The organism is Brevibacillus invocatus (assembly GCF_003710915.1).
Lineage (GTDB): Bacteria > Bacillota > Bacilli > Brevibacillales > Brevibacillaceae > Brevibacillus > Brevibacillus invocatus.
Genome location: NZ_RHHR01000010.1, coordinates 214,891 through 236,482, shown reverse-complemented (window position 1 = coordinate 236,482; position 21,592 = coordinate 214,891). Strand labels below are relative to the sequence as shown.

Genomic DNA, 21,592 nt, shown 5'->3' with positions numbered 1-21,592 from the left:
CCGATCAAAACGACTCTAAAAAAGAGTCGTTTTTTTGTTCTAGTTCTCCCATACTCACATATATTTGTACTGTCCACGAAACTAGTACGAGGTTCCCGGGAAAATACTGGCGGTCAGGGATAATTCGGAAAAACGGTCATAGTGTAAAAATAGACAAATAGAAGGAGGTCATCGATGGTGGAACGAGTTGACATCTTTAAAGACATAGCCGAACGGACAGGCGGAGATATCTACCTAGGCGTTGTAGGGCCTGTGCGTACAGGGAAATCCACATTTATCAAGCGATTTATGGAGCAGGTCGTCATCCCCAATATTCAATCAGAGGCCGAACGGATTCGCGCTACGGACGAATTGCCGCAAAGTGCGTCCGGCCGAACAATCATGACGACAGAGCCGAAATTTGTTCCAAACCAGGCTGTCAATGTACACGTAACCGAAGGGCTCAGCATCAACGTCCGCCTCGTTGACTGCGTGGGATATACGGTTCAGGGTGCAAAAGGATTTGAGGATGACAACGGGCCGAGAATGGTGAACACACCTTGGTACGAAGAGCCTGTTCCATTCGAAGAAGCAGCAGAAGTAGGTACCCGCAAAGTCATCCAGGAACACTCCACGATTGGAATTGTGGTTACAACGGATGGCAGCATCGCGGAAATTCCCCGTGTAGGTTACATTGATGCGGAAGAGCGGGTTGTCAACGAGCTCAAGGAAGTTGGGAAGCCTTTTGTGATTGTCGTCAACTCGACGCGTCCACGATCTGATGAAGCCCAAAATCTGCGTGCTCAGCTGCAGGAAAAATACGATGTTCCGGTCGTCGCACTGTCAGTTGATCACATGACCGAACAAGAAATCCTGCTTCTCATGAGGGAAGTTCTGTTTGAATTCCCTGTACATGAAGTAAACGTCAATCTGCCCAGCTGGGTCATGGTGCTTGAGAATGGGCACTGGCTCCGTCAAAACTACGAAGAAGCCGTACGAGAGACTGTGCAGGATATACGCCGGTTACGCGATGTGGACCGTGTCGTCGGTTTCTTCAACGAGTATGACTTCGTGGAGCGAGCGTCCCTTGCAGGCATGCATATGGGCCAAGGGATAGCTGAAATCGATCTTTACGCACCGGATGAGCTCTATGATCGCATCTTGGTGGAGATCGTGGGTGTCGAGATCAGCGGCAAGGATCATTTGCTGAAAATCATGCAGGAATTCTCCCATGCCAAGCGGGAATACGATCAGGTAGCGGAAGCGCTGCATATGGTCCGGAGCACAGGCTATGGCATTGCGGCTCCGTCGTTGCATGAGATGACCTTGGACGAACCTGAACTCATCCGTCAAGGCCCTCGCTTTGGTGTCAGGCTGAAGGCAACCGCTCCATCCATTCATATGATCAGAGTAGATGTGGAATCGGAGTTTGCGCCAATCATCGGTACAGAAAAGCAAAGCGAAGAACTGGTTCGGTACCTGATGCAAGATTTCGACAAAGATCCGTTGTCGATTTGGAATTCCGATATTTTCGGCAGATCCCTGCACTCGATCGTCCGAGAAGGAATTCAAGGAAAAATCACCATGATGCCGGACAATGCGAGATACAAACTGCAGGAAACCTTGGGGCGTATCATCAATGAAGGCTCTGGCGGACTGATCGCGATCATACTGTAAAACGTAGGAAAATGGAACTAGATAACGCAGGAAAGAATGGGGCTCCCGTACTGATGGGGAGCCTTTTTTTCTTGTATTTCGTTCAATTTCGACAGGAGGTACTTGAATTTCAGAAATCTGTGTATTACTATAAGCTTGTCAGATCGGTAAAAACAACCAATCGTGTATAAAACAACGCATTTCGGTTAAGAAAAATAATAGCTAGGACTTGTGGAGTTCTTTGAGGGGAGGTGAACAAGAATGAACAAAACAGAACTGATTGCAAAAGTGGCTGAAACCACTGAACTCACCAAAAAAGATGCGACAAAAGCAGTTGATGCTGTACTGGATGCAATTGCTGACGCACTGAAAACGGGTGACAAAGTCCAACTTATCGGCTTCGGTAACTTCGAAGTTCGTGAGCGTGCGGCTCGTAAAGGTCGTAACCCACAAACAGGAGAAGAGATCGAAATCGCTTCCAGCAAAGTACCTGCGTTCAAACCAGGTAAACAACTCAAAGACTCCATCAAGTAATCGTTATGTATAATAACGAACCACTTACATAAAAAAACCCACATTCTCGTAATGTGGGTTTTTTTCTTATCCATGCAGTTATTTTCAGAATGTCACGGAAAGTGCGACTTCCTGTACAAGTTGCACACGAGCATTTTGTTTTTTGCAGCGTATTATGGTAAGATTGGCTTGTTTGCTTTTGACAGATTCAACCACTCACACGAATGAAAATAGGGCTCGTGCCGGAACATAGATCGAGTAACTAGGGCCAGTAGGTAGGAGGTTTAATATGAACGTCGATTTGGAAAAAATTCAACAGGCTGTCCGTATGATTTTGGAGGCTGTAGGTGATAACCCGGATCGGGAAGGATTGCTGGATACGCCAAAACGGGTTGCGAAAATGTATGCAGAAGTATTTGAAGGAATGCACATTAACGAAGAGGTATACTTTGAGACTGTTTTTAGCGAGGACCATGAAGAGATGGTTCTCGTCAAGGATATTCCTTTTTATTCGATGTGTGAACATCACCTGGTGCCCTTCTTTGGAAAGGCACATGTGGCCTACATCCCGCGCGGTGGACGTGTCGTTGGCTTGAGTAAACTGGCACGCGCCGTGGATACGGTGGCCAAACGTCCCCAGCTTCAGGAGCGCATCACCGCTACTGTAGCAGACGCCATGATGCGCAAGCTTGACCCTCACGGCGTAGTTGTCGTCGTAGAGGCAGAGCATATGTGCATGACGATGCGAGGGATCAAGAAGCCCGGCTCCAAGACCATCACGTCTGCTGTACGGGGAATCTTTGAAAAAGACGCTGCTGCGAGGGCAGAAGTGTTCAGCCTTATTCGCGTGTAATTGCGTACAACACCAGACTGACATGCAAAAAAACACTTCTCAGGGACATTCGAGCCGTAATGAGAAGTGTTTTTTTACAGATAAATGATGGTGAAATAAGGAATCCAAAGGCGAAACAACTCGTAGAAGATGCAGTGGAATTTTTCTCGATGGAGGACATTCCGGTGACTGTACAGATCACGAGCGAAGGTGGTGACACCTGGCAGATCCATATTGATCTGAAGTCGGATGAATATTCGCGCAAGACGACCCCTCAGGCTGTCTACATGAATCTCTCAAAAGGAGGAAAGCTGGAGCAGCTTGACCTCGCTTGGAAGGATGAGGGGAAGGACAGCACATTAGATAAAAATCAGGCACTCCGAGCAGCGGCTGATTTTGCCGAAGAAGTACTCGGAGGTACGATGGCTGCAGGAAAGGACACAAATTCTCATGCCAGTCGTGTGGTTAAAGTTCCCCTCTATCCCATCGTGAATGGAATCACAGTGGAAGATGAAGTAGCCTATGTCATGATCGAATCTTCAGGACAAATTCGCTCATTCCGCTGGGTGGATCACGCTATCAATATTGACCGTCTGCCGTCCGCTTCAGGGATCATTGCTCTTGAGCAAGCCAAGCGAGCGTTTGCTGATCAGCTCGCATTGGAGCTGGTGCTAGATGACGAAAACGGCGTACTTCAGTATGCTGCATCTCCCTATCGTGGAATTGATGCGAAAACAGGAGAAGCCATAGCGTTGACGTATCACTATAGCGACGAATTGCTGACACTAAAAGAGGACAAAGAACCTAGCTCCTTGACTGTCGAGAAAGTGAAGAAGCTGTCCAGCACTTATGCTGGTCTTCAAGAGGCTGGTTTGAAAGTATCCACTTCACGGACTGTCCATCCGGATGAGGCAGCGACAACATCTTATACGGCTACGGATGGAGCCAGCACAATCACTCTCTTTTTGGATGAAAAAACGGGCGAACTGCTATCCATTCAGACGGATGAGCGAGAAGAGCCTACCCTTCCGCGATTTACTACTACACGTACCGAGGCCAAAAAGCGAGCACTCCAGTTCCTGGAGGATTTTGTTCACATGAAGAAAGGGGAGTATTTGCTTCGCGAGCGCTATCTCAATGAGGACAACCGAAGATCAGATGACACTGTAGGGTATCAACTGGATGTGTTTCCAATCCACAACGGGGTGCGCGCAGCAAAGCCAATCTTGAGCATGGAGTTCGAACGAGAAGACAATGTGCTCTCAAAGTTTACTACGCGTTCGTTTGAATGGCATCTCGCAGCTACAGCTGCTGTGGTCGCCAAGGAAGCGGCAAAAGAAAAGTGGCTGGAAGCGATGCCGATCGAATTGCACTATATTTTCCCGGAAGTCGATTCACCAAAAGCTGAGCAGGCAAAACTCGTCTTCGTCCCTGCTTTTCATGCGGAAAGCCGCTCTATGAATGCTGCATCGGGGGAATGGCTGGAAACCTCAGATTGGTAAACAATATCACGATCGTCCTGGTAGCTCATGGGTGATCGTGATTTCAATATGGTGAAAAAATACGCCATAATTTCACTCTTTGTCTTGCAGGGTGTGCTGCTCTACGGTATAATAATCCATGTAAGCTAAGTGATAGTAAGCAACTTCGGGATGTGGCGCAGCCCGGTAGCGCGCACCCTTGGGGTGGGTGAGGTCCAGGGTTCGAATCCCTGCATTCCGACCATAAGCATGAAGATCGAGAAGCCTGCTGTATTGCAGGCTTCTTTTCTTGCCACGACGGATCACAGTCATAAAAAAATACACTATTGGCTTCCTGAAATTTCTTTTTTATAATAGAAGGATGATACAAGTAGGAAGGGATTGTTTGTAGTGATGAAGATGCCGGTATCGTTGCAGCCATATTTGTACCAGCTACAAAATTTTGATTCTACCGCGTCCCAAGCCGACGCATCTACTTCCGATGATGTTTTGTTTGCCGATATCTTGCAAGCAGAAGTGGCAGCTGGACAGCGAGTGATTTCCGCCCAAGAAATCGAATTCAGGCTTGATGGTACGAATCAATGGTCCTTTTTGCAGGGTGATTCCGAATATGATACCTATACTTCGTACCCGACATCTGCGGGGAAGGATCATGATATTCCCGTACAGACAATCCTTGAGAAAATCAGCCGTATGGCAAGCTCTCATGGCGTGGATGAAGATTTGATTCGTGAAGTGGTTAGAGCGGAGTCGAATTTTAATCCCAATGCTGTTTCTGGTGCGGGAGCCAAAGGTTTGATGCAGCTCATGGACAGAACAGCACAAGCTATGCACGTCCGCAATGTATACGATCCTGATGAAAACCTTGCGGGCGGAACCAAGTATCTGAAATCACTCCTGGATCGTTTTGATGGAAATGTTGGTGTCGCATTGGCAGCCTATAATGCTGGACCGACACGCGTGAGCAATTTGGGTATTACCAACGACGAAGAGTTGAGAGAGCATTATTCCCAGCTTCCACAGGAGACACAACGTTACGTAGACAAAATCTTGAACCGTCTATAGGTTTTCAGGACATCATAGAGACACATGGTATAAACAAGGAGGACAGGATATGTCGCAAACACCCAATCCTCATCAAGATTACGTCATCGTAAAGGCGAAAGAGAATGGCGTACATGTGATTGGCCTGACACGGGGTTCTGATACACGGTTCCATCACACTGAAAAGCTGGACAAAGGTGAAGTGATGATCTTTCAATTTACCGAGCATACCTCCGCGATCAAAGTGCGCGGTAAAGCGGTCATCTACTCAGAGCATGGTACGATTGACACAGCAGAATAACGGAAGAGTTGGGAAAGCAGGCATAGCCTGCTTTTTTTGTTTGTACAATGATGAAGAGGAGGGATGTCTATGCCACGCAGACTCTTGTTGGCTATCGCGGTATCTTCATTATTGGCCTTGTTGCTTTCGCTCGTCCCGGTTGATCGATGGAAACAGACCGACCTGGCTACATTCCAGCCTTCCCAACCGTTTCAAATGACAGAGCGAAATATGCTTGATTTATTTACAACGGTATCGACACATTATAATATTAAGCGTATCAAATGGGATCATGCCTCGATTTATGTAGATTTGGCCGTAAAGCCGGGACAAAATGTCCAGCTTCCTTTTGTTTATCAGGACTTTTACAATCTGGCACATGACTTGTTTTCCCTTACTTACAATGTAAATCAAGTCTACTTCCGCTTGTTAGAGGAAAGCGATTTATTGAACGGCAACCGGCTGCTGGTAGCAATCCAGACAGATCGACAGTCGCATGCAAAGCAAACGGAGGTATTGACTGAGGTGGATGAGATAGAAGGGTTTGTGAAAAATTCGTTTCCGATACGGATTGATCCTTATTTTTACGAGAGAATTAGTCCCTAAGGAACGAAGTGTGTTATGATGGTAAAGACGGCCTTTTTGACCGGGCAGCACGAAAAAACAGAAGTGTACGAAACAGGCGAAAGACATCAGGTTGTGTACAGCTAGTGGAGGAGGACGCATGAGCAAAGAACATACTCCAACTGTAGATGTAGTTCGTTCCATCATCGAACAGATCTACAAGCGAACCACCCAATCCTATGTAGAAAAATACGTTGACGTTCCCTCCATTTCGGAGAGTCGACTTGCCCTCTTGTATCTTTTCCTATTGGAGCAAGGGATGACCAAGGAACGCGCTTCGGTACTCTGCACAGCGACTGGGCTCGTCCAACTGGGATTGGACATGCATGAACAAGTAAAAAACACCTACGAACAAACAGAAGTGGCAGAACGGAATCGACAATTGACTGTACTCGCAGGGGATTATTACAGTGCTCGCTACTATCAATTGTTGGCGGAGTCAGGTGAGATCAAAGCCGTTGAGGTTTTGTCAGGAGCGGTTCAGCGAGTGAATGAAGCCAAGATGAAGCTTTATGTTGCTGGTCGAGATGGCAAGCTTTCATCAGATGAAGAGTATTGGGAACTGCGCAATACCATTGATACTGGCCTTTATGTGGCGATGGTGGAAGAATACGCAGAGCGAGAAGAGATTCGTCGCTTTTGGATACATCTGTTGAAGGATACCGCTACGGTGGAGAGTGTCATTGGCGAGTGGGAGCACTTGAAATGGCAGGAACAAATTCCATTGGGGTTTTCGAAGTTTCTTCTGCAAAAGCCGGGGGCAACTTTTGCCCAGGTGCTAAGCGGAGTTGAAACCAAAGCCTTGGAAATGATCGGATTGTGTGAACAGATGGCTCGTAATCTGCATCCTGCTGAAGCGCAAAACATGCTTGCGGCCATTACCGCTCGTTATAGCCATCGGGTCAGCCGACTGAAACGAGTTATTGAGGAGATGTAGACCTAGTGAACCAGACCCAGATGAACGAGAAGGCGCAGTACGTTCACTCCGTGTTTGAAAGCATTGCGGAAGAATACGACAAGATGAACAACATCATTAGTTTCGGCAGCCATGTAGCTTGGCGAAACTATACGATGAAGCAAATGAATATTCAGCCTGGTCAATCAGCTTTGGATGTCGCTTGTGGAACTGCTGATTGGACGATTGCTTTGGCTCAAGCAGTGGGACCTACGGGAAGAGTAGAGGGCTTGGACTTCAGCCAGAACATGCTGGATGTGGGGGCTTATAAGGTCTCCAAATCGAATGTGGACAGCATGGTTAAGCTTGTAAACGGGGATGCCATGAATTTGCCCTACGAGGACAACACGTTTGACTATGCCACGATCGGCTTTGCATTGCGAAATGTACCTGATATCCAGACGGTATTGAATGAGATGACGCGTGTGGTCAAGCCAGGCGGGAAAATTGTATCACTGGAAGTGTCCAAGCCCCCCTTTATTCCGTATCGCAAGCTTTTTTATCTTTACTTTTACAACATTTTGCCGGTGATTGCGAAAATGGCGATCAATAAGTACGAGCAGTATGCATGGCTGCCTCAGTCATTGACCAACTTTCCTGACAGCAAAGAGCTGGCCGGAATGTTTCAGAAAGCTGGATTGGATCCAGTACAAGTCAAATTATTTATGGGCGGAGTAGCTGCTTTGCATATGGGAACAAAGCCAAGCTAGTCTTCGTCATAAGGTATTTCTTTTTGGGGATAGGAAGTGTACGTCATGGGTTTTCGTAAATTGAAAATAATTATGGAAATGATAAAATTTGAGCACTCTATTTTTGCGCTGCCCTTTGCGTTTATGGGAGCTGTTTTGGGTAGTATTGTAGTAGAGGGCACTTGGCCTACCTGGATGGAGATTTTTTGGGTCACCGTAGCGATGGTAGGGGCAAGGAGCGCTGCCATGTCGCTCAATCGTCTGATTGACCGCTTCGTGGACGCCAAGAATCCCCGCACAGCCACGCGTGCGATACCGGCTGGATTGATTTCCGTACTCGAGGTACTGTTATTCATTGTTGTTTCTTTCATCGTACTTTTTATTGCAGCCTTCCAATTGAATGATCTGGCAGTTAAACTTTTGCCATTGGCTGTTTTTGTACTCGTTTTGTATTCGTATACCAAGCGCTTTACCTGGCTCTGTCACTTTGTCTTGGGTGTGGCGATCGGCTTTGGTCCGCTGGGTGGCTGGGTCGCAACTACTGGACAAGTAGATGTAACCGGACTATTGCTGTTTGCTTCCGTTTTGTTCTGGACAGCGGGCTTTGACATTATCTATGCTTGTCAGGATGCAGATTTCGACCGCAAAGAAGGCTTGTTCTCCATGCCGAGCCGCTTTGGAATTGCCAATGCTTTGCTGGTAGCGAGAATTTGCCACGTCATTACGTTTGTTGGCTTGCTATCGCTCTACGCTTTAGCCGATTTGTCAATCTGGTTCTTGATCGGGGTACTGATTTCCGGCGCCATCCTCATTTATGAGCATAGTTTGGTGAAACCGACTGACCTCTCCAAGCTGGATGTGGCATTCTTCAATATGAACGGAGTGCTGAGTGTAGTAATGTTTACTTTTACTATGATTGATTTGGTGATCGCATGACGCAGCAAAAATGGGCTGTCGGGATAACAGGGGCGAGTGGCGCTATTTATGGCATTCGCCTGGTACAGGAATTGCTTCGAGCCGGCCATGTGGTTCATCTGATGATTACCGAGGCTGGCTGGCAAGTGTTTCGTGATGAATTGGACTTCGAGACGAGTGACCGGGAAGCCCTGCTGCGGGAACAACTGCAGCAGGATTTTCCGGGTGAGCTTCATTATTGGGGGATGCGGGATTTCAATTGTCCAGCTGCCAGCGGATCGTATCGCTGTGATGGAATGATTGTGGTGCCTTGCTCGATGGGTACGCTCTCCGGTATCGCGCACGGCGCTTCCGGCAACCTGCTGGAACGTGTGGCAGACGTGATGTTGAAGGAGGGGCGGCGACTCGTCCTGGTACCGCGTGAGACTCCGTTGAACGCCATACAGCTGGAAAACATGCTGAAATTGAGTCGTCTCGGAGTAAAGATTCTGCCCGCCATGCCAGGCTTTTACCAGAAGCCGCAGACGATGGATGACCTCATCCATTTTGTAGTAGGCAAGGCACTGGACGCTCTTGATGTTCCACATGCTCTGTTCAGACGGTGGGGGGAGCCGGAATCCCTGTAATCCTTCAGGTATTACGAGCATGAGATTTCCTTCGTTACACGAGAGCTTGATCAGAAAATTGCTGCAAGAAGCTGCTGCGACACCAATCAATACTACGTTGATGAAATAGGTGGGACGGATGAACCTTGTCGATATTTACTTCAAGATGAAAAAGGACGTCCAGTACATAGAAGATGAGCTGGAAAAGTCCATTGATACCGAAGTGCGTGAGTTGTACCAGTCGTCTACGCATTTGCTGAAGGCGGGAGGAAAAAGGATTCGTCCTGTTTTTGTCCTGCTTGGAGGGAAATGGGGAGACTACGACGTAAAACGTCTCAAGCACGTAGCGGTACCTTTAGAGTTGATCCACATGGCGACATTGGTTCACGATGATGTGATTGACGATGCCGACAAACGGCGTGGCAGAGAAACAGTACGTACCAAATGGGACAACAAGATTGCCATGTACGCAGGGGACTATATTTTTGCGCGCGCATTAGCAATCGTCGCTCAGCTGCCGATTCCTCAGCTTCACCGGATACTCGCCCATGCCATGGTGGAAGTGTGCAAGGGCGAAATTGAGCAAGTGAAGGATCTGAATAATTGGGAACAAAATTTCCGTACCTACCTGCGCCGAATCAAACGCAAAACGGCCTTGCTGATCGCTATCAGCTGTCAAATGGGAGCCGTCGCGAGCGGAGCTCCTCAAAATATTGTGCGCAAAATGTACTGGTACGGCTACAATGTCGGGATGGCTTTTCAGATAACCGATGACATTCTGGATTTTACGGGTACAGAAAAACAGCTGGGCAAGCCGGCTGGGAGTGATCTGGTGAACGGTAACATTACCTTGCCTGCGTTGTACACGGCGCACCACGGACGCTTTCGTGATCGTTTTCAAAGCTGGATCGCCGATAATACCTTCTGGGATCACGTAGATGAAGCTATTCAGTTGGTTCGTAAGGATGATGGAATCGCATATTCGCAAGCGCTCGCGGAGCGTTATATCGCACGTGCACGCTCTGTTTTGGCTGATCTGCCAGACAATCAAGCCAAAACCTCCTTGCTAGGGATTGCGGACTTTATCATCGAACGTAAATTTTAAACGAATTTCTTGGATAAGCTGTTGCTTGGGAACCTGTGTTTTGATAAAATTTTCGTTGGTGTGAAAGACTGCACCAATACATAGCTCTGATGGAGGCATACATACAATGGAAAAAACATTCCTTATGGTAAAACCTGATGGCGTACAACGTAACCTGGTCGGGGAAATCGTTTCCCGCTTTGAGAACAAAGGATACCAACTGGTAGGTGCAAAGCTGATGACAGTAAGCCGCGAACTGGCTGAACAGCATTACGCTGAGCACAAAGAGCGCCCGTTCTTTGGCGAACTGGTAGACTTCATCACTTCCGGTCCTGTATTCGCTATGGTATGGCAAGGAAACAACGTAATTGCCAACGCTCGTTCCATGATGGGCAAAACTAACCCAGCAGATGCTGCTTCCGGTACCATCCGTGGAGACTTTGCAACCTCCGTTGGCATGAACATCATCCACGGCTCCGATTCTCCAGAGAGCGCTGAGCGTGAAATCGCGCTTTGGTTCTCCAACGACGAAGTTCTTGCTTACGATAAAACGATCCAAGCTTGGATCTAAGCTTGCTTTGGTGAAAAGACCTGATTTTCAGGTCTTTTTCTTTTTTTCGCCATAATTCGCTACAGGAATGATAGGATTTTGCCGATGTTTGGAGAATAGGAAGAAAGGGAACGGGTAAGAGGGAGGATTGCACGTATGGAAGATAAGGATTTTATTCAATTTATACTAAGCGTGAAAAAAATGACTGGTATTGATCTTGCCCTCTATAAAGAAGCGCAAATGAAGCGACGCCTGACCTCCTTGCGGCAAAAAAGGGGATACTCCACATTCGCACAGTACTTTGATGCCATTTCAAAAGACAAGGATCTCTTTTACGAATTTCTGGACCGCATGACGATTAACGTGTCAGAGTTTTTCCGCAATCCGAGCAGATGGGATGTACTGGAAAATAAAATTCTGCCTCGGCTCGTCAAGCAATCGGGAAGACTCAAATGCTGGAGTGCCGCCTGCTCGACTGGAGAAGAGCCGTATACCCTTTCATTGATTCTTTTGCGCAAACGGCTGGAAGCCACTCTATTGGCGACAGATATTGATGAAGGAGCGTTGGCCAAGGCCAAGCAAGGCGTGTATACAGACCGGTCACTGCAGGATTGCCCGACGGAGTTGGTAACGAAGTATTTCACCAAAGATATGCTTAGCTATCGAATCTCCGATGAGGTGAAAAACAAGGTCACGTTCAAAAAACACAACCTGCTGGCAGACTCTTTCGAGACACAGTTTGACTTGATCATCTGCCGAAATGTCATGATCTACTTCACGGAAGAAGCGAAAAGCGAGCTGTACCACAAGTTTAGTCGTGCACTAAAACCAGGTGGAGTTCTGTTTGTGGGCAGTACCGAACAGATTTTTCAACCTCAGCAGTATCAGCTGGAAGCAGAAGATACGTTTTTTTATCGAAAAATGGGATGATTCATTTCTGTTGGTAGTATAAGTCTGTTCTTTTTTCCCAAGACTAGGAATACCTACGAATAGGGAGGAAGCAGATGGATAAGCATAAAGTCATCGAAGCGTATCGTCGCGGACTGATTACGCTGCAAGAGTGTGGTCAAATACTTGGGACAGAACAGACACAATTGGATGATCTGATGCGAACGGATAACCTCCGACGACCGTTAAGTCAAAATCCCTACATGATGGTTGATCACTTCTAAGTGTGCGATAGACCGAAGCGCTTCTCCTTTTTCGGAGGGGCGTTTTTCCGTAAAACGAGACTCTTCCGGTATGGTTTGGCACTTTTATATTTTCACCGGATGGCAGGTATGATATTATAGCGCTTAAAAGTGATAAAGAAAAAGCGTCCCGAGAATGGGTAATGGGATCGCCAAAAGGATGGAGGAAGCAGATAATGCGCTATTTGACAGCAGGGGAATCCCACGGACCACAATTAACGGCAATTATTGAAGGGGTACCAAGCAACTTGCCGTTTTCTGTAGAAGCAATCAATGAGCAATTGGCACGCCGCCAAAAAGGTCATGGACGCGGCAGACGGATGCAGATTGAGAAGGATCAGGTAAAAGTAGTATCTGGTGTTCGTCACGGGTATACGACTGGTGCTCCAATCACATTAGTCGTAGAAAATAAAGACTGGGCTCACTGGCAGGGAATCATGAGCGCTGAGCCTGTAGAGGGTGCAGAGGAAAAACGTCGCGTATCACGTCCACGTCCCGGTCATGCAGACTTGAATGGGGCCATTAAATATCATCAGCGCGATATGCGAAATATTCTGGAACGTTCCAGTGCACGTGAAACCACGATTCGCGTGGCAGTTGGTGCTGTTGCCCGGCAATTGCTTGCTGCATTTGGTATTCGTGTAGGCGGACAGGTACTTCAGATTGGTGAAGTGGTAGCTGAGCGTCAGGATGTAAGTCTGGACGAACTGATTGCTCGTACAGAAGAATCCCCCGTTCGCTGCCTGGATAAAGAGGCAGAGCCAAAGATGATGGCCTTGATCGACAAAGCGAAAGAAGATGGAGACTCACTCGGTGGCATCGTTGAAGTCATTGTAGACGGCGTTCCAATCGGCTTGGGCAGCCATGTGCAATGGGATCGCAAGCTGGATGGCCGTCTGGCACAGGCGATCATGAGTATCCAAGCCTTCAAGGGTGTGGAAATCGGGATTGGATTTGAAGCGGCTGGCCGCCCAGGATCTCAGGTTCATGATGAGATCTTGTGGAACGAAGAGACCGGTTACAGCCGAAAATCGAATCGCGCAGGTGGATTGGAAGGCGGTATGACCACAGGTATGCCAGTCGTGGTTCGCGGGGTCATGAAGCCGATTCCTACCCTGTACAAGCCTCTAATGAGCGTAGATATTGATACGCGAGAGGCCTTTTCTGCAAGCATTGAGCGCTCTGACAGCTGTGCAGTACCAGCAGCAAGCGTCGTGGCTGAAGCAGTCGTGGCTTGGGAGATCGCGCAGGCGATGTGCGACAAGTTCCCGTCTGATTCCATGGACGATATGCTGGAAAATGTACGTCAATACCGCACATATACGGAGAAATTCTAATGGAAGAACAAACACTCACTGTAGAATTGGGAGAACGCTCGTATCCCATCATCATTGGGAAAGCTCTCTTGCAGCAAGCACCCGAGCTGCTAAAAGACGCAGGCGTTCTCAGCAAAAGCAAGCTGATGGTCATTACAGATCAGCACGTGGCGCCTCAGTATTTGGAACCGCTGCTCACTGTTTTAACATCAGCTGGATACCAGGTCGAGTCGAGTGTCATCGAGCCAGGGGAGCAATCCAAAAGCCTGGCAGACTATGAAAAAATCATGACGGAAGCAATCCGTGCTGGTCTGGATCGCAAATCGGCTATTCTCGCTCTGGGAGGGGGAGTAGTCGGTGATCTGGCTGGATTCGTCGCAGCCACGTACATGCGTGGCATCGACTTCGTCCAGATGCCCACCACCTTACTGGCTCACGACAGCTCTGTAGGTGGAAAGGTAGCGATCAATCATTCGTTGGGTAAAAATTTGATTGGTGCCTTTCATCAACCAAAAGCCGTCATCTACGATACTTCCACTCTTCGCACATTGCCCAAACGAGAAGTGGCCGCCGGATTTGCCGAAGTAGTCAAGCACGGCTTGATTGCAGATGAATCCTTCGTGAACTGGCTGGAACGTGAATCGGAAGCGCTATGGTCACTGGAACCCGAAGTGTTGGCAAAAGCCATTTATCAGGGGTGCAGGGTGAAGGCTGAGATCGTATCCGCAGACGAGACGGAGCAGGGGCAACGCGCCTTGTTGAATCTCGGACATACCTTTGGGCATGCCTTTGAAGCTCTGTCCTCGTATTCGACACTGAATCACGGAGAAGCCATTTCCATAGGCATGTGTATAGCGGCGAAATTAGCAGAGCGAATCGGTTTTGCTCAACCCGGTACGTACGAGCGTACTCGGCATGTCCTGAGTCTGTACCGACTCCCTACGGCATGGCCCGCTGGCTTGACACCCGAGGCGGTGCTGGAGTCGATGAAACGGGATAAAAAGACAGTGGGTGGCAAGCTTGCACTGGTCTTGCCGAGATCAATCGGCAGTGTAGAAGTGGTAAAAGATGTGGATGAAGAAGTCATCATGAGAGTAATGAGAGAAGAAGTGGGGGCATAAAAAATGGGAGTGCGAGGAGTAAGAGGGGCCATTACTGTAGAAAACGATACAAAAGAAGAAGTGATTTCTGCAACCAAGCTGATGCTGGAAGAAATCATTTCACGGAATGGTCTCCAACCTGAAGACATCGCAAGCATGCTGTTTACAACCACGGAGGATGTCAGTTCCGTTTTTCCAGCACAAGCAGCACGTCTGCTGGACGGTGAAAACTGGGCGTATGTACCGCTGATGTGTATGCGCGAAATTCCTGTACCTGGCAGTTTGCCGATGTGTGTCCGTGTCATCATGCATGTCAATACAGACAAATCAGCGAAGGAAATCCAGCACGTATTTTTGCGGGATGCGGTCAAGCTGCGTCCAGATTTGACAAAACAGAGTTGACAATAGGGGCGCTCTCTTTTACCATATAGGGAAACGAGAGCGCCTCGTTTTTAGAGCTTAGATGAGTGCAGCCGTAGCCATCTTTGTAGAGAAGAAGGTACGGGAAAGTTGATTTATCCGGATATTCTATCGTTATACCGGCTGAGTTTAGAGAGTAGAGCAGAGTTGAGATGAGTTAGGTCGAGGAGAGAAGAGCAGGCTGGGTAGCACATGACACCCAATCCAGGTCTCTGACTGGGTTTTTTTATATTTATTTCTCCCCCTACCTCTCGCTCTAGTAGCGGGTAAGGAAAGAGTCCCCCTTTTTCCGAGCCCCTGAAAAGGAGATGAGAGCACATGTATTTCCCCTCACTGGCCGAGGTGCAAAGCCTCTCGGCAACGTATTCTTTTATTCCCGTTAGCATGACTTTACTGGCTGATCAGGAGACACCGATCCGCCTCTATCAAAAAATTCGCACTCGCAATTCGTTTTTACTGGAAAGTGTGGAAGGCGGTGCACGCTGGGCACGGTTTTCCTTTATCGGAATGAACCCTTTTCAAATCGTTGAGGCAAAAGGAAACGAAATTAGCGTCAGCCATCGAGATGGAACTGCATTCATTCAATCCGGCAATCCGATTAACTACCTGCGTGCAGAAGTCGATCGCTACAAGAGTCCCAAATTGCCGGGATTTCCGCGCTTGAGCGGAGGAGCAGTAGGATTTTTCGGGTACAACACCCTTCATTATTTTGAAAACCTGCCTCCACACCGAAGCGAGACGTTGCGTTTGCCTGACATGCGTTTTCTGTTTGTCGATGAAATGGTTGCCTTTGACCATCTGAAGCAAGAAATCCAATTGATTGTGAACCTTCACGTAGAAGCAGGGGATACCGCCTCTTCCATTGCCGAAAAATACGCACAAGTTTGCGAACGACTGGAGAAACTGGCAGGTAAAGTGACGACTCCTGCGCAGACAGAGCAGCGCATCTCGGTAGCCGTGGATCCGTTGCACAAGCTGGAAGTGGAAGCCAACATGAGCCGCGAAGAGTATGAAAAGATGGTTGTGCAGGCGAAAGAGTACATCGCCGCCGGAGATATCTTTCAGGTTGTTCTCTCTCAACGCTTTTCCGTAAAAACCGATGTGGATCCATTCGCAGTTTACCGTATATTGCGCACGCTGAATCCATCTCCGTACATGTATTACCTGGAGTATGAGGGAGAGACGATCGTGGGAACCTCGCCTGAACTGCTGGTTCGGGTAGAAGATCAAAAAGTGGAAATGCGTCCCATAGCTGGAACACGAAAAAGGGGCGCTACTCCGAGAGAAGATGAGTTGCTGGCAGCAGATCTTTTGGCAGATGAGAAGGAACGAGCCGAGCATTACATGCTGCTCGATCTGGGACGCAATGATGTCGGTCGCGTCAGTTCATACGGCAGCGTCAAAGTAGAGGAAGCGTTGGTGATCGAAAATTATTCCCACGTCATGCACATGGTTTCTCACGTAACCGGGAAGCTGCGTGAGGACTTGCATCCTTTCGACGCGCTGCTATCCGCTTTTCCGGCAGGCACCGTATCCGGGTCGCCAAAGCTGAGGGCCATGGAGATTATCGCCGAGCTTGAGCAGGATGCTCGCCACTTGTACGCTGGTGCGATTGGATACATTTCCTTTGATGGCTCTTTGGACAGCTGCATCACGATCCGCACCTTGTTCTTCCAGGATGGGCAAGCACATGTACAGGCCGGAGCAGGAATCGTCGCAGACTCCGTACCCGCAAGCGAATATCAAGAAACAAGAAATAAGGCAGCAGCTATGATTACGGCCCTGGAAAAAGCGGAGCAGCTGTTTGCGCGCAAGGAGGAATTGCCATGCTGACTCAGGCGCTGGAGCACATTCTGCAAGGAAATCATCTTAATCGCGACGTGGCAGAAGAAGCGATGGGGCAGATCATGGACGGAAAAGCTACACCTGCTCAGATCGGTGCTTTCCTCGCCACACTGCGTCTCAAAGGAGAGAGCGTGGAAGAAATCATCGGATTTGCCCGTGCCATGCGTGAAAGAGCGATACGCTTTCCGTTGGATATGCAGGGTTTGGTCGACACATGCGGGACTGGCGGAGACGGAAGCAACACCTTCAACATTTCAACGGCCAGCGCTATCTTGGCAGCCAGTGACGGCGTACAGATTGCCAAGCACGGGAATCGTGCGGTTTCCAGCAAAAGCGGAAGCGCTGACGTACTAGAAGCATTGGGGATTCCGGTGAACCTGACCCCTGCGGCTGCAGCAGACTGCTTGCGAGAGACGAATCTTTGCTTTCTGTTTGCCCCCACTTATCATCAGGCGATGAAGCATGCAGCTGCGACACGCAAGGAATTGGCTGTGCGCACCGTATTTAATTTGCTAGGTCCGCTTACCAATCCTGCGGGGGCTAGCCATCAGCTTATGGGTGTCTACGATGCCAAGCTGCTCCCGACGGTTGCCGCAGTTCTGCGTGAATTGAATGTGAAACGCGCCCTCGTGGTAGCAGGCTCAGATGGACTGGATGAATTGACTGTGACGGGCACGAGCTACATCACCGAGCTGCGTGATGGTGAAATCCGGAGCTACACAGTAGAACCGGAGCAATTCGGCCTTCATCGCCATGAAAAGAATGCGCTGCGCGGCGGTGATGCTGCCCAGAATGCAACCATCATTTCGAACGTGTTCTCGGGAGAGCGGGGAGCAGCGCGCGATGTCGTTTTATTGAATGCGGGAGCGATCCTGTATTTGTCAGAACGGGCTAGGACCATTGAAGAAGGAGTGATCCGTGCGGCAGAGCTGATCGATGAAGGTCACGTAGCACGTAAACTGGACCACATCCGTCATATCGCTGGAGGGATGATTCATGCTTCATAAAATTGTGGAGAAAAAGAAAGAAGAGGTTCAGCAATTGAAAGGAAAGACTTCGATTGCTTCTCTACTGACGGAAGCGAAGGATATGGAAAAGCCACGCGGTTTTCGTCAGGCACTTGAGCAAAGTACGCGTCCTGTCAGTGTGATTGCGGAAGTGAAGAAGGCTTCTCCGTCCAAAGGAATGATTCGCTCGGACTTTGATCCGTTGGAGATTGCCAGTGCGTATCAAGCTGCGCAAGCGGAGTGCATCTCGGTACTGACCGACGAATCCTTTTTTCAGGGGCATCTTTCCTACCTTCAAAACATCCATACCTCCGTCCAGTTACCATTGCTGCGCAAGGATTTTCTGATCGATGAAATCCAGGTCGTAGAGGCCCGGTCCGCAGGGGCAGATTGTATTCTTCTGATTGCAGCCATTTTGGAGGGGGAGCAGCTTCGCGCGCTCTATCAGGCAGCAGAAGATCTGGGAATGGATGTTCTCATAGAGGTGCATGACAGACATGAGAGCGACATGGTGTTTCGTTATACAGATCCCAAGCTCTTGGGAATCAACAACCGGAATCTTCGGACGTTTGAAACCGATCTGGCAGTGACGCGAGAGGTGATTGCAGACCTGCCATCGACACTTACTGTGGTGAGTGAGAGCGGAATCTCCTCTATTCATGATATTGAGAATGTCAAACAGAGCGGGGCGAGGGCAGTGCTCGTAGGCGAGCACTTCATGCGCCAGCAAAACGTAGAGCAGGCCGTCATTTCCTTGATGGGACAGCGTGGTAATCACACATCGGGGGTGAGCTTGTGACACAAGTCAAGATATGTGGCATCAAGCATAAAGAAACACTGAGCTTGTTGAAAGAGTGCGAGGTTGATTATGTGGGATTCGTTTTTGCACCAAGCAAGCGCAAAGTCGAGGCGACTGCTGCTAAAGAGATGTTGCGATCGGTGCCTGATCACCCGCCAGCAGTTGGTGTTTTTGTCAACCCGACCATTGAAGAATTGGAAGATATTTTGGCAGAAGTTTCGCTTGCTGTCGTACAACTGCACGGTCAAGAAACTCCAGCGTTTTGCCAAGAGGTAAAGGAGCGTTTTTCTTTGCCCGTGTGGAAGGCTCTCGCAGTAGGGAATGAAGCTGAGGCGGTAGAAGGCATGGCAGCCTACGCCACCCATGTCGACGCGTTCTTGTTTGATACGTATGATCCTGCTCAGGCAGGGGGAACAGGCAGACGATTTTCATGGGAACAGATCCCGGACCTGCAAGCAGCGAGTCAGGGGGTTACTGAAATCATTGCAGGCGGAATCAATGTGGACAATGTAGCGGAATTGATCGGGCGTTATCGTCCATCTGTCATCGATCTTTCCAGTGGAGTGGAAACGGACGGAGAAAAAGATCCAAACAAAATCAAAAGCTTGATGGAAAGGGTGAGGGAGTATGTCTGAAGCTCAAACTACAGCTCGGGTCGTTCCTGACGAGAAGGGACGCTTTGGGGAATTCGGGGGGAAATTTGTCCCGGAAACCCTGATGAATGCACTGACTGAATTGGAACAAGCGTTTGAAGAGGCACGACGCGACCCTGAATTTCGAAAAGAGCTGAACAATCTCTTGACCGAGTACGCAGGCCGTCCAACCCCCCTTACTTACGCAGAACGGCTCACGGAGGCGCTTGGAGGTGCTCGCATCTACTTGAAGCGCGAAGATTTGAATCATACGGGTGCCCATAAATTGAACAATGCATTGGGGCAAGGCTTGCTCGCCAAGCGTATGGGGAAGAAATCGATTATCGCAGAGACGGGAGCGGGTCAGCATGGTGTGGCGAGTGCAACCGTAGCAGCAAAGCTCGGATTGTCGTGCCAGGTGTTTATGGGGGAGGAAGATATTCGCCGTCAGTCCCTGAACGTTTTCCGTATGAATCTGCTTGGCTCAGAAGTCATTCCAGCTGTATCCGGATCTCGCACGCTGAAGGATGCGACGAATGAGGCAATTCGCCACTGGGTTTCCCATGTGGACGAGACCTTTTACGTTATCGGCTCCGTCGTAGGGCCGCATCCATATCCGTACATGGTTCGTGAATTTCAGAAAATCATCGGGGAAGAAACGCGTAGCCAAATCCAGGAGATGCTGGGCAGACTCCCGGATGAAGTCATCGCTTGTGTTGGCGGAGGAAGCAATGCGATCGGAATGTTTTACCCGTTTTTACAGGATGAAAGCGTGGCACTGCGCGGCGTAGAAGCAGCAGGTCTAGGGATTGATACCGACAAGCATGCAGCGACGCTGAGCATGGGAAGACCAGGTGTCATTCACGGCTCCTTGACCTATTTGTTACAGGATGAGAACGGGCAGGTTCAGGAAGCGCATTCCATTTCGGCAGGTCTGGATTATCCCGGGATCGGACCCGAGCATTCTTACCTGAAAGATTCAGGAAGAGTCACCTATGCGGCGATTACGGACGCTGAAGCGTTGGAGGCGGTTCAGCTGCTGTGTAAAACCGAAGGAATTATTCCCGCGCTGGAAAGTGCTCATGCTGTAGCAGAAGCGATGAAGCGAGCTCCGCATATGTCGCCAGATCAAGTGCTGGTGATCTGTTTGTCGGGACGAGGAGACAAAGACGTGCTGACCATTCAGGATGCTTTGTCTGACACTCAGGAAGGGGGCGTTCAGGCATGACGACTATCCACCAAAACCGAATTGATCATGTGTTTGCCGATCGGAGCCGCAAGCGTTTTATCCCCTTTATCACAGTGGGAGATCCCACTCTTGAGGTGACCTACAAAATCGCGCATGCCTTGGTCGAAGCAGGGGCAGATATCCTTGAGCTTGGGATTCCCTATTCGGACCCCCTGGCAGACGGTCCTACGATTCAACAAGCTTCTCAACGCGCCTTGAAGCACGGCGTCGCGATCAAAGACGCACTCCAACTGGTAGTCAAGCTTCGCGCATCGGGTATGGAAGCAGGACTTGTGCTGTTCTCCTATGTAAATCCAGTCTTTCAATATGGAATCGAACGTTTTTTTGCCGACCTTGCTGCAAGCGGTGCAGATGGCGTGGTCATTCCGGACTTGCCGGTTGAAGAAAGCGGCTCTGCAATCGCAGCGGCTAAAAAGCATGGTGTACACGTCATTTCACTCGTAGCTCCTACCTCCCAGACACGTATCAGGATGATCGGGGAACAGGCGACAGGTTTTCTGTATTGTGTCTCTTCTCTCGGGGTCACCGGCGCCAGGACTGAGCTACGCGGCGACCTGACGGATTTTCTGAAAAGAGTCAGGGAGAGCACAACCGCTCCTACAGCAGTCGGTTTTGGCATTTCTACACCAGAGCAGGTGCGAACCTTGGCTCCTCATGCGGACGCGGTGATCGTAGGCAGCGCCATCGTACGTGAAATCGAGCGCTATGGAGAGCAGCTGCAGGATCCCAATCAGTGTGACGACGCTGTCGAAAAAATAAAAAACTTTGTACATCAGTTGAGTAGTGCGCTACAATAAAGTGAAAAAGTATTCAGGAGTGAGACGCGG

24 protein-coding genes and 1 tRNA gene are annotated in these 21,592 nt (G+C 49.1%); all 25 read left to right on the top strand.

What is annotated here, in order from left to right; translation table 11 throughout:
* The first annotated feature begins 177 nt into the window (after positions 1-177).
* The 25 genes from spoIVA (at position 178) to trpA (ending at position 21,562) form a co-directional block, all read left to right on the top strand.
* A complete protein-coding gene (gene spoIVA / locus EDM52_RS07175; RefSeq protein WP_122908545.1) occupies positions 178-1,656 on the top strand; it encodes a stage IV sporulation protein A in 1,479 nt (492 codons plus the stop codon).
* Between the two features lie 240 nt (positions 1,657-1,896).
* Complete coding sequence (locus EDM52_RS07170) at positions 1,897-2,169, top strand: HU family DNA-binding protein (RefSeq protein ID WP_005831316.1); 273 nt, start codon at positions 1,897-1,899, stop codon at positions 2,167-2,169.
* A 268-nt stretch (positions 2,170-2,437) separates the two neighbouring features.
* Positions 2,438-3,001 carry a GTP cyclohydrolase I FolE gene (gene folE / locus EDM52_RS07165; RefSeq protein WP_122908322.1) on the top strand — a complete coding sequence of 188 codons (564 nt, stop codon included), beginning with the start codon at positions 2,438-2,440 and terminating at the stop codon, positions 2,999-3,001.
* A gap of 164 nt (positions 3,002-3,165) precedes the next feature.
* A complete protein-coding gene (locus EDM52_RS07160) occupies positions 3,166-4,482 on the top strand; it encodes a hypothetical protein (RefSeq protein WP_122908321.1) in 1,317 nt (438 codons plus the stop codon).
* A gap of 146 nt (positions 4,483-4,628) precedes the next feature.
* Positions 4,629-4,705: transfer RNA gene (locus tag EDM52_RS07155), tRNA-Pro, on the top strand.
* A gap of 149 nt (positions 4,706-4,854) precedes the next feature.
* Positions 4,855-5,526, top strand: a complete 672-nt coding sequence (locus tag EDM52_RS07150; protein WP_122908320.1) for a lytic transglycosylase domain-containing protein — start codon at positions 4,855-4,857, stop codon at positions 5,524-5,526.
* A gap of 49 nt (positions 5,527-5,575) precedes the next feature.
* Positions 5,576-5,806 (top strand): trp RNA-binding attenuation protein MtrB, encoded by a 231-nt coding sequence (gene mtrB, locus EDM52_RS07145; protein WP_122908319.1) that lies wholly within the window; start codon positions 5,576-5,578, stop codon positions 5,804-5,806.
* A 69-nt stretch (positions 5,807-5,875) separates the two neighbouring features.
* Positions 5,876-6,391, top strand: a complete 516-nt coding sequence (locus EDM52_RS07140; protein ID WP_122908318.1) for a hypothetical protein — start codon at positions 5,876-5,878, stop codon at positions 6,389-6,391.
* Between the two features lie 118 nt (positions 6,392-6,509).
* Positions 6,510-7,346 (top strand): heptaprenyl diphosphate synthase component 1, encoded by an 837-nt coding sequence (locus tag EDM52_RS07135; RefSeq protein WP_122908317.1) that lies wholly within the window; start codon positions 6,510-6,512, stop codon positions 7,344-7,346.
* Positions 7,347-7,351: 5 nt separating this feature from the next.
* Positions 7,352-8,074: a demethylmenaquinone methyltransferase gene (locus tag EDM52_RS07130; protein WP_122908316.1), complete on the top strand. Its 723-nt coding sequence runs from the start codon at positions 7,352-7,354 to the stop codon at positions 8,072-8,074.
* 45 nt (positions 8,075-8,119) lie between these two features.
* On the top strand, positions 8,120-8,989 hold the full coding sequence (locus tag EDM52_RS07125) for a UbiA-like polyprenyltransferase (RefSeq protein WP_122908315.1): 870 nt from the start codon (positions 8,120-8,122) through the stop codon (positions 8,987-8,989).
* Positions 8,986-9,594: a UbiX family flavin prenyltransferase gene (locus EDM52_RS07120; RefSeq protein WP_122908314.1), complete on the top strand. Its 609-nt coding sequence runs from the start codon at positions 8,986-8,988 to the stop codon at positions 9,592-9,594. The genes EDM52_RS07125 and EDM52_RS07120 overlap by 4 nt, the downstream gene beginning before the upstream one ends.
* A 118-nt stretch (positions 9,595-9,712) precedes the next feature.
* Entirely contained in the window at positions 9,713-10,678 is a 966-nt protein-coding gene (hepT, locus tag EDM52_RS07115) for a heptaprenyl diphosphate synthase component II (RefSeq protein WP_122908313.1), read from the top strand.
* A gap of 106 nt (positions 10,679-10,784) precedes the next feature.
* Positions 10,785-11,228: a nucleoside-diphosphate kinase gene (gene ndk, locus EDM52_RS07110; RefSeq protein ID WP_122908312.1), complete on the top strand. Its 444-nt coding sequence runs from the start codon at positions 10,785-10,787 to the stop codon at positions 11,226-11,228.
* A gap of 135 nt (positions 11,229-11,363) precedes the next feature.
* Positions 11,364-12,137 carry a CheR family methyltransferase gene (locus tag EDM52_RS07105; RefSeq protein ID WP_122908311.1) on the top strand — a complete coding sequence of 258 codons (774 nt, stop codon included), beginning with the start codon at positions 11,364-11,366 and terminating at the stop codon, positions 12,135-12,137.
* Positions 12,138-12,211: 74 nt separating this feature from the next.
* A complete protein-coding gene (locus EDM52_RS24540) occupies positions 12,212-12,379 on the top strand; it encodes a hypothetical protein (RefSeq protein WP_183184885.1) in 168 nt (55 codons plus the stop codon).
* 194 nt (positions 12,380-12,573) lie between these two features.
* Positions 12,574-13,734, top strand: a complete 1,161-nt coding sequence (gene aroC / locus EDM52_RS07100; protein WP_122908310.1) for a chorismate synthase — start codon at positions 12,574-12,576, stop codon at positions 13,732-13,734.
* Positions 13,734-14,834 (top strand): 3-dehydroquinate synthase, encoded by a 1,101-nt coding sequence (gene aroB, locus EDM52_RS07095; protein ID WP_122908309.1) that lies wholly within the window; start codon positions 13,734-13,736, stop codon positions 14,832-14,834. Before aroC ends, aroB begins: the two co-directional genes overlap by 1 nt.
* Positions 14,835-14,837: 3 nt before the next feature.
* Positions 14,838-15,215 (top strand): chorismate mutase, encoded by a 378-nt coding sequence (aroH, locus tag EDM52_RS07090; RefSeq protein WP_122908308.1) that lies wholly within the window; start codon positions 14,838-14,840, stop codon positions 15,213-15,215.
* Positions 15,216-15,551: 336 nt separating this feature from the next.
* Entirely contained in the window at positions 15,552-17,066 is a 1,515-nt protein-coding gene (gene trpE, locus EDM52_RS07085; protein ID WP_122908307.1) for an anthranilate synthase component I, read from the top strand.
* Positions 17,060-18,085 carry an anthranilate phosphoribosyltransferase gene (gene trpD, locus EDM52_RS07080; protein ID WP_122908306.1) on the top strand — a complete coding sequence of 342 codons (1,026 nt, stop codon included), beginning with the start codon at positions 17,060-17,062 and terminating at the stop codon, positions 18,083-18,085. The genes trpE and trpD overlap by 7 nt, the downstream gene beginning before the upstream one ends.
* Positions 18,075-18,884, top strand: a complete 810-nt coding sequence (gene trpC / locus EDM52_RS07075) for an indole-3-glycerol phosphate synthase TrpC (RefSeq protein WP_122908305.1) — start codon at positions 18,075-18,077, stop codon at positions 18,882-18,884. Before trpD ends, trpC begins: the two co-directional genes overlap by 11 nt.
* Positions 18,881-19,519: a phosphoribosylanthranilate isomerase gene (locus tag EDM52_RS07070; RefSeq protein WP_122908304.1), complete on the top strand. Its 639-nt coding sequence runs from the start codon at positions 18,881-18,883 to the stop codon at positions 19,517-19,519. Before trpC ends, EDM52_RS07070 begins: the two co-directional genes overlap by 4 nt.
* Positions 19,512-20,744, top strand: coding sequence for a tryptophan synthase subunit beta (gene trpB, locus EDM52_RS07065; RefSeq protein WP_122908303.1), 1,233 nt, complete (start codon positions 19,512-19,514; stop codon positions 20,742-20,744). Before EDM52_RS07070 ends, trpB begins: the two co-directional genes overlap by 8 nt.
* On the top strand, positions 20,741-21,562 hold the full coding sequence (trpA, locus tag EDM52_RS07060) for a tryptophan synthase subunit alpha (RefSeq protein ID WP_122908302.1): 822 nt from the start codon (positions 20,741-20,743) through the stop codon (positions 21,560-21,562). Before trpB ends, trpA begins: the two co-directional genes overlap by 4 nt.
* The last annotated feature ends 30 nt before the right edge of the window (positions 21,563-21,592 follow it).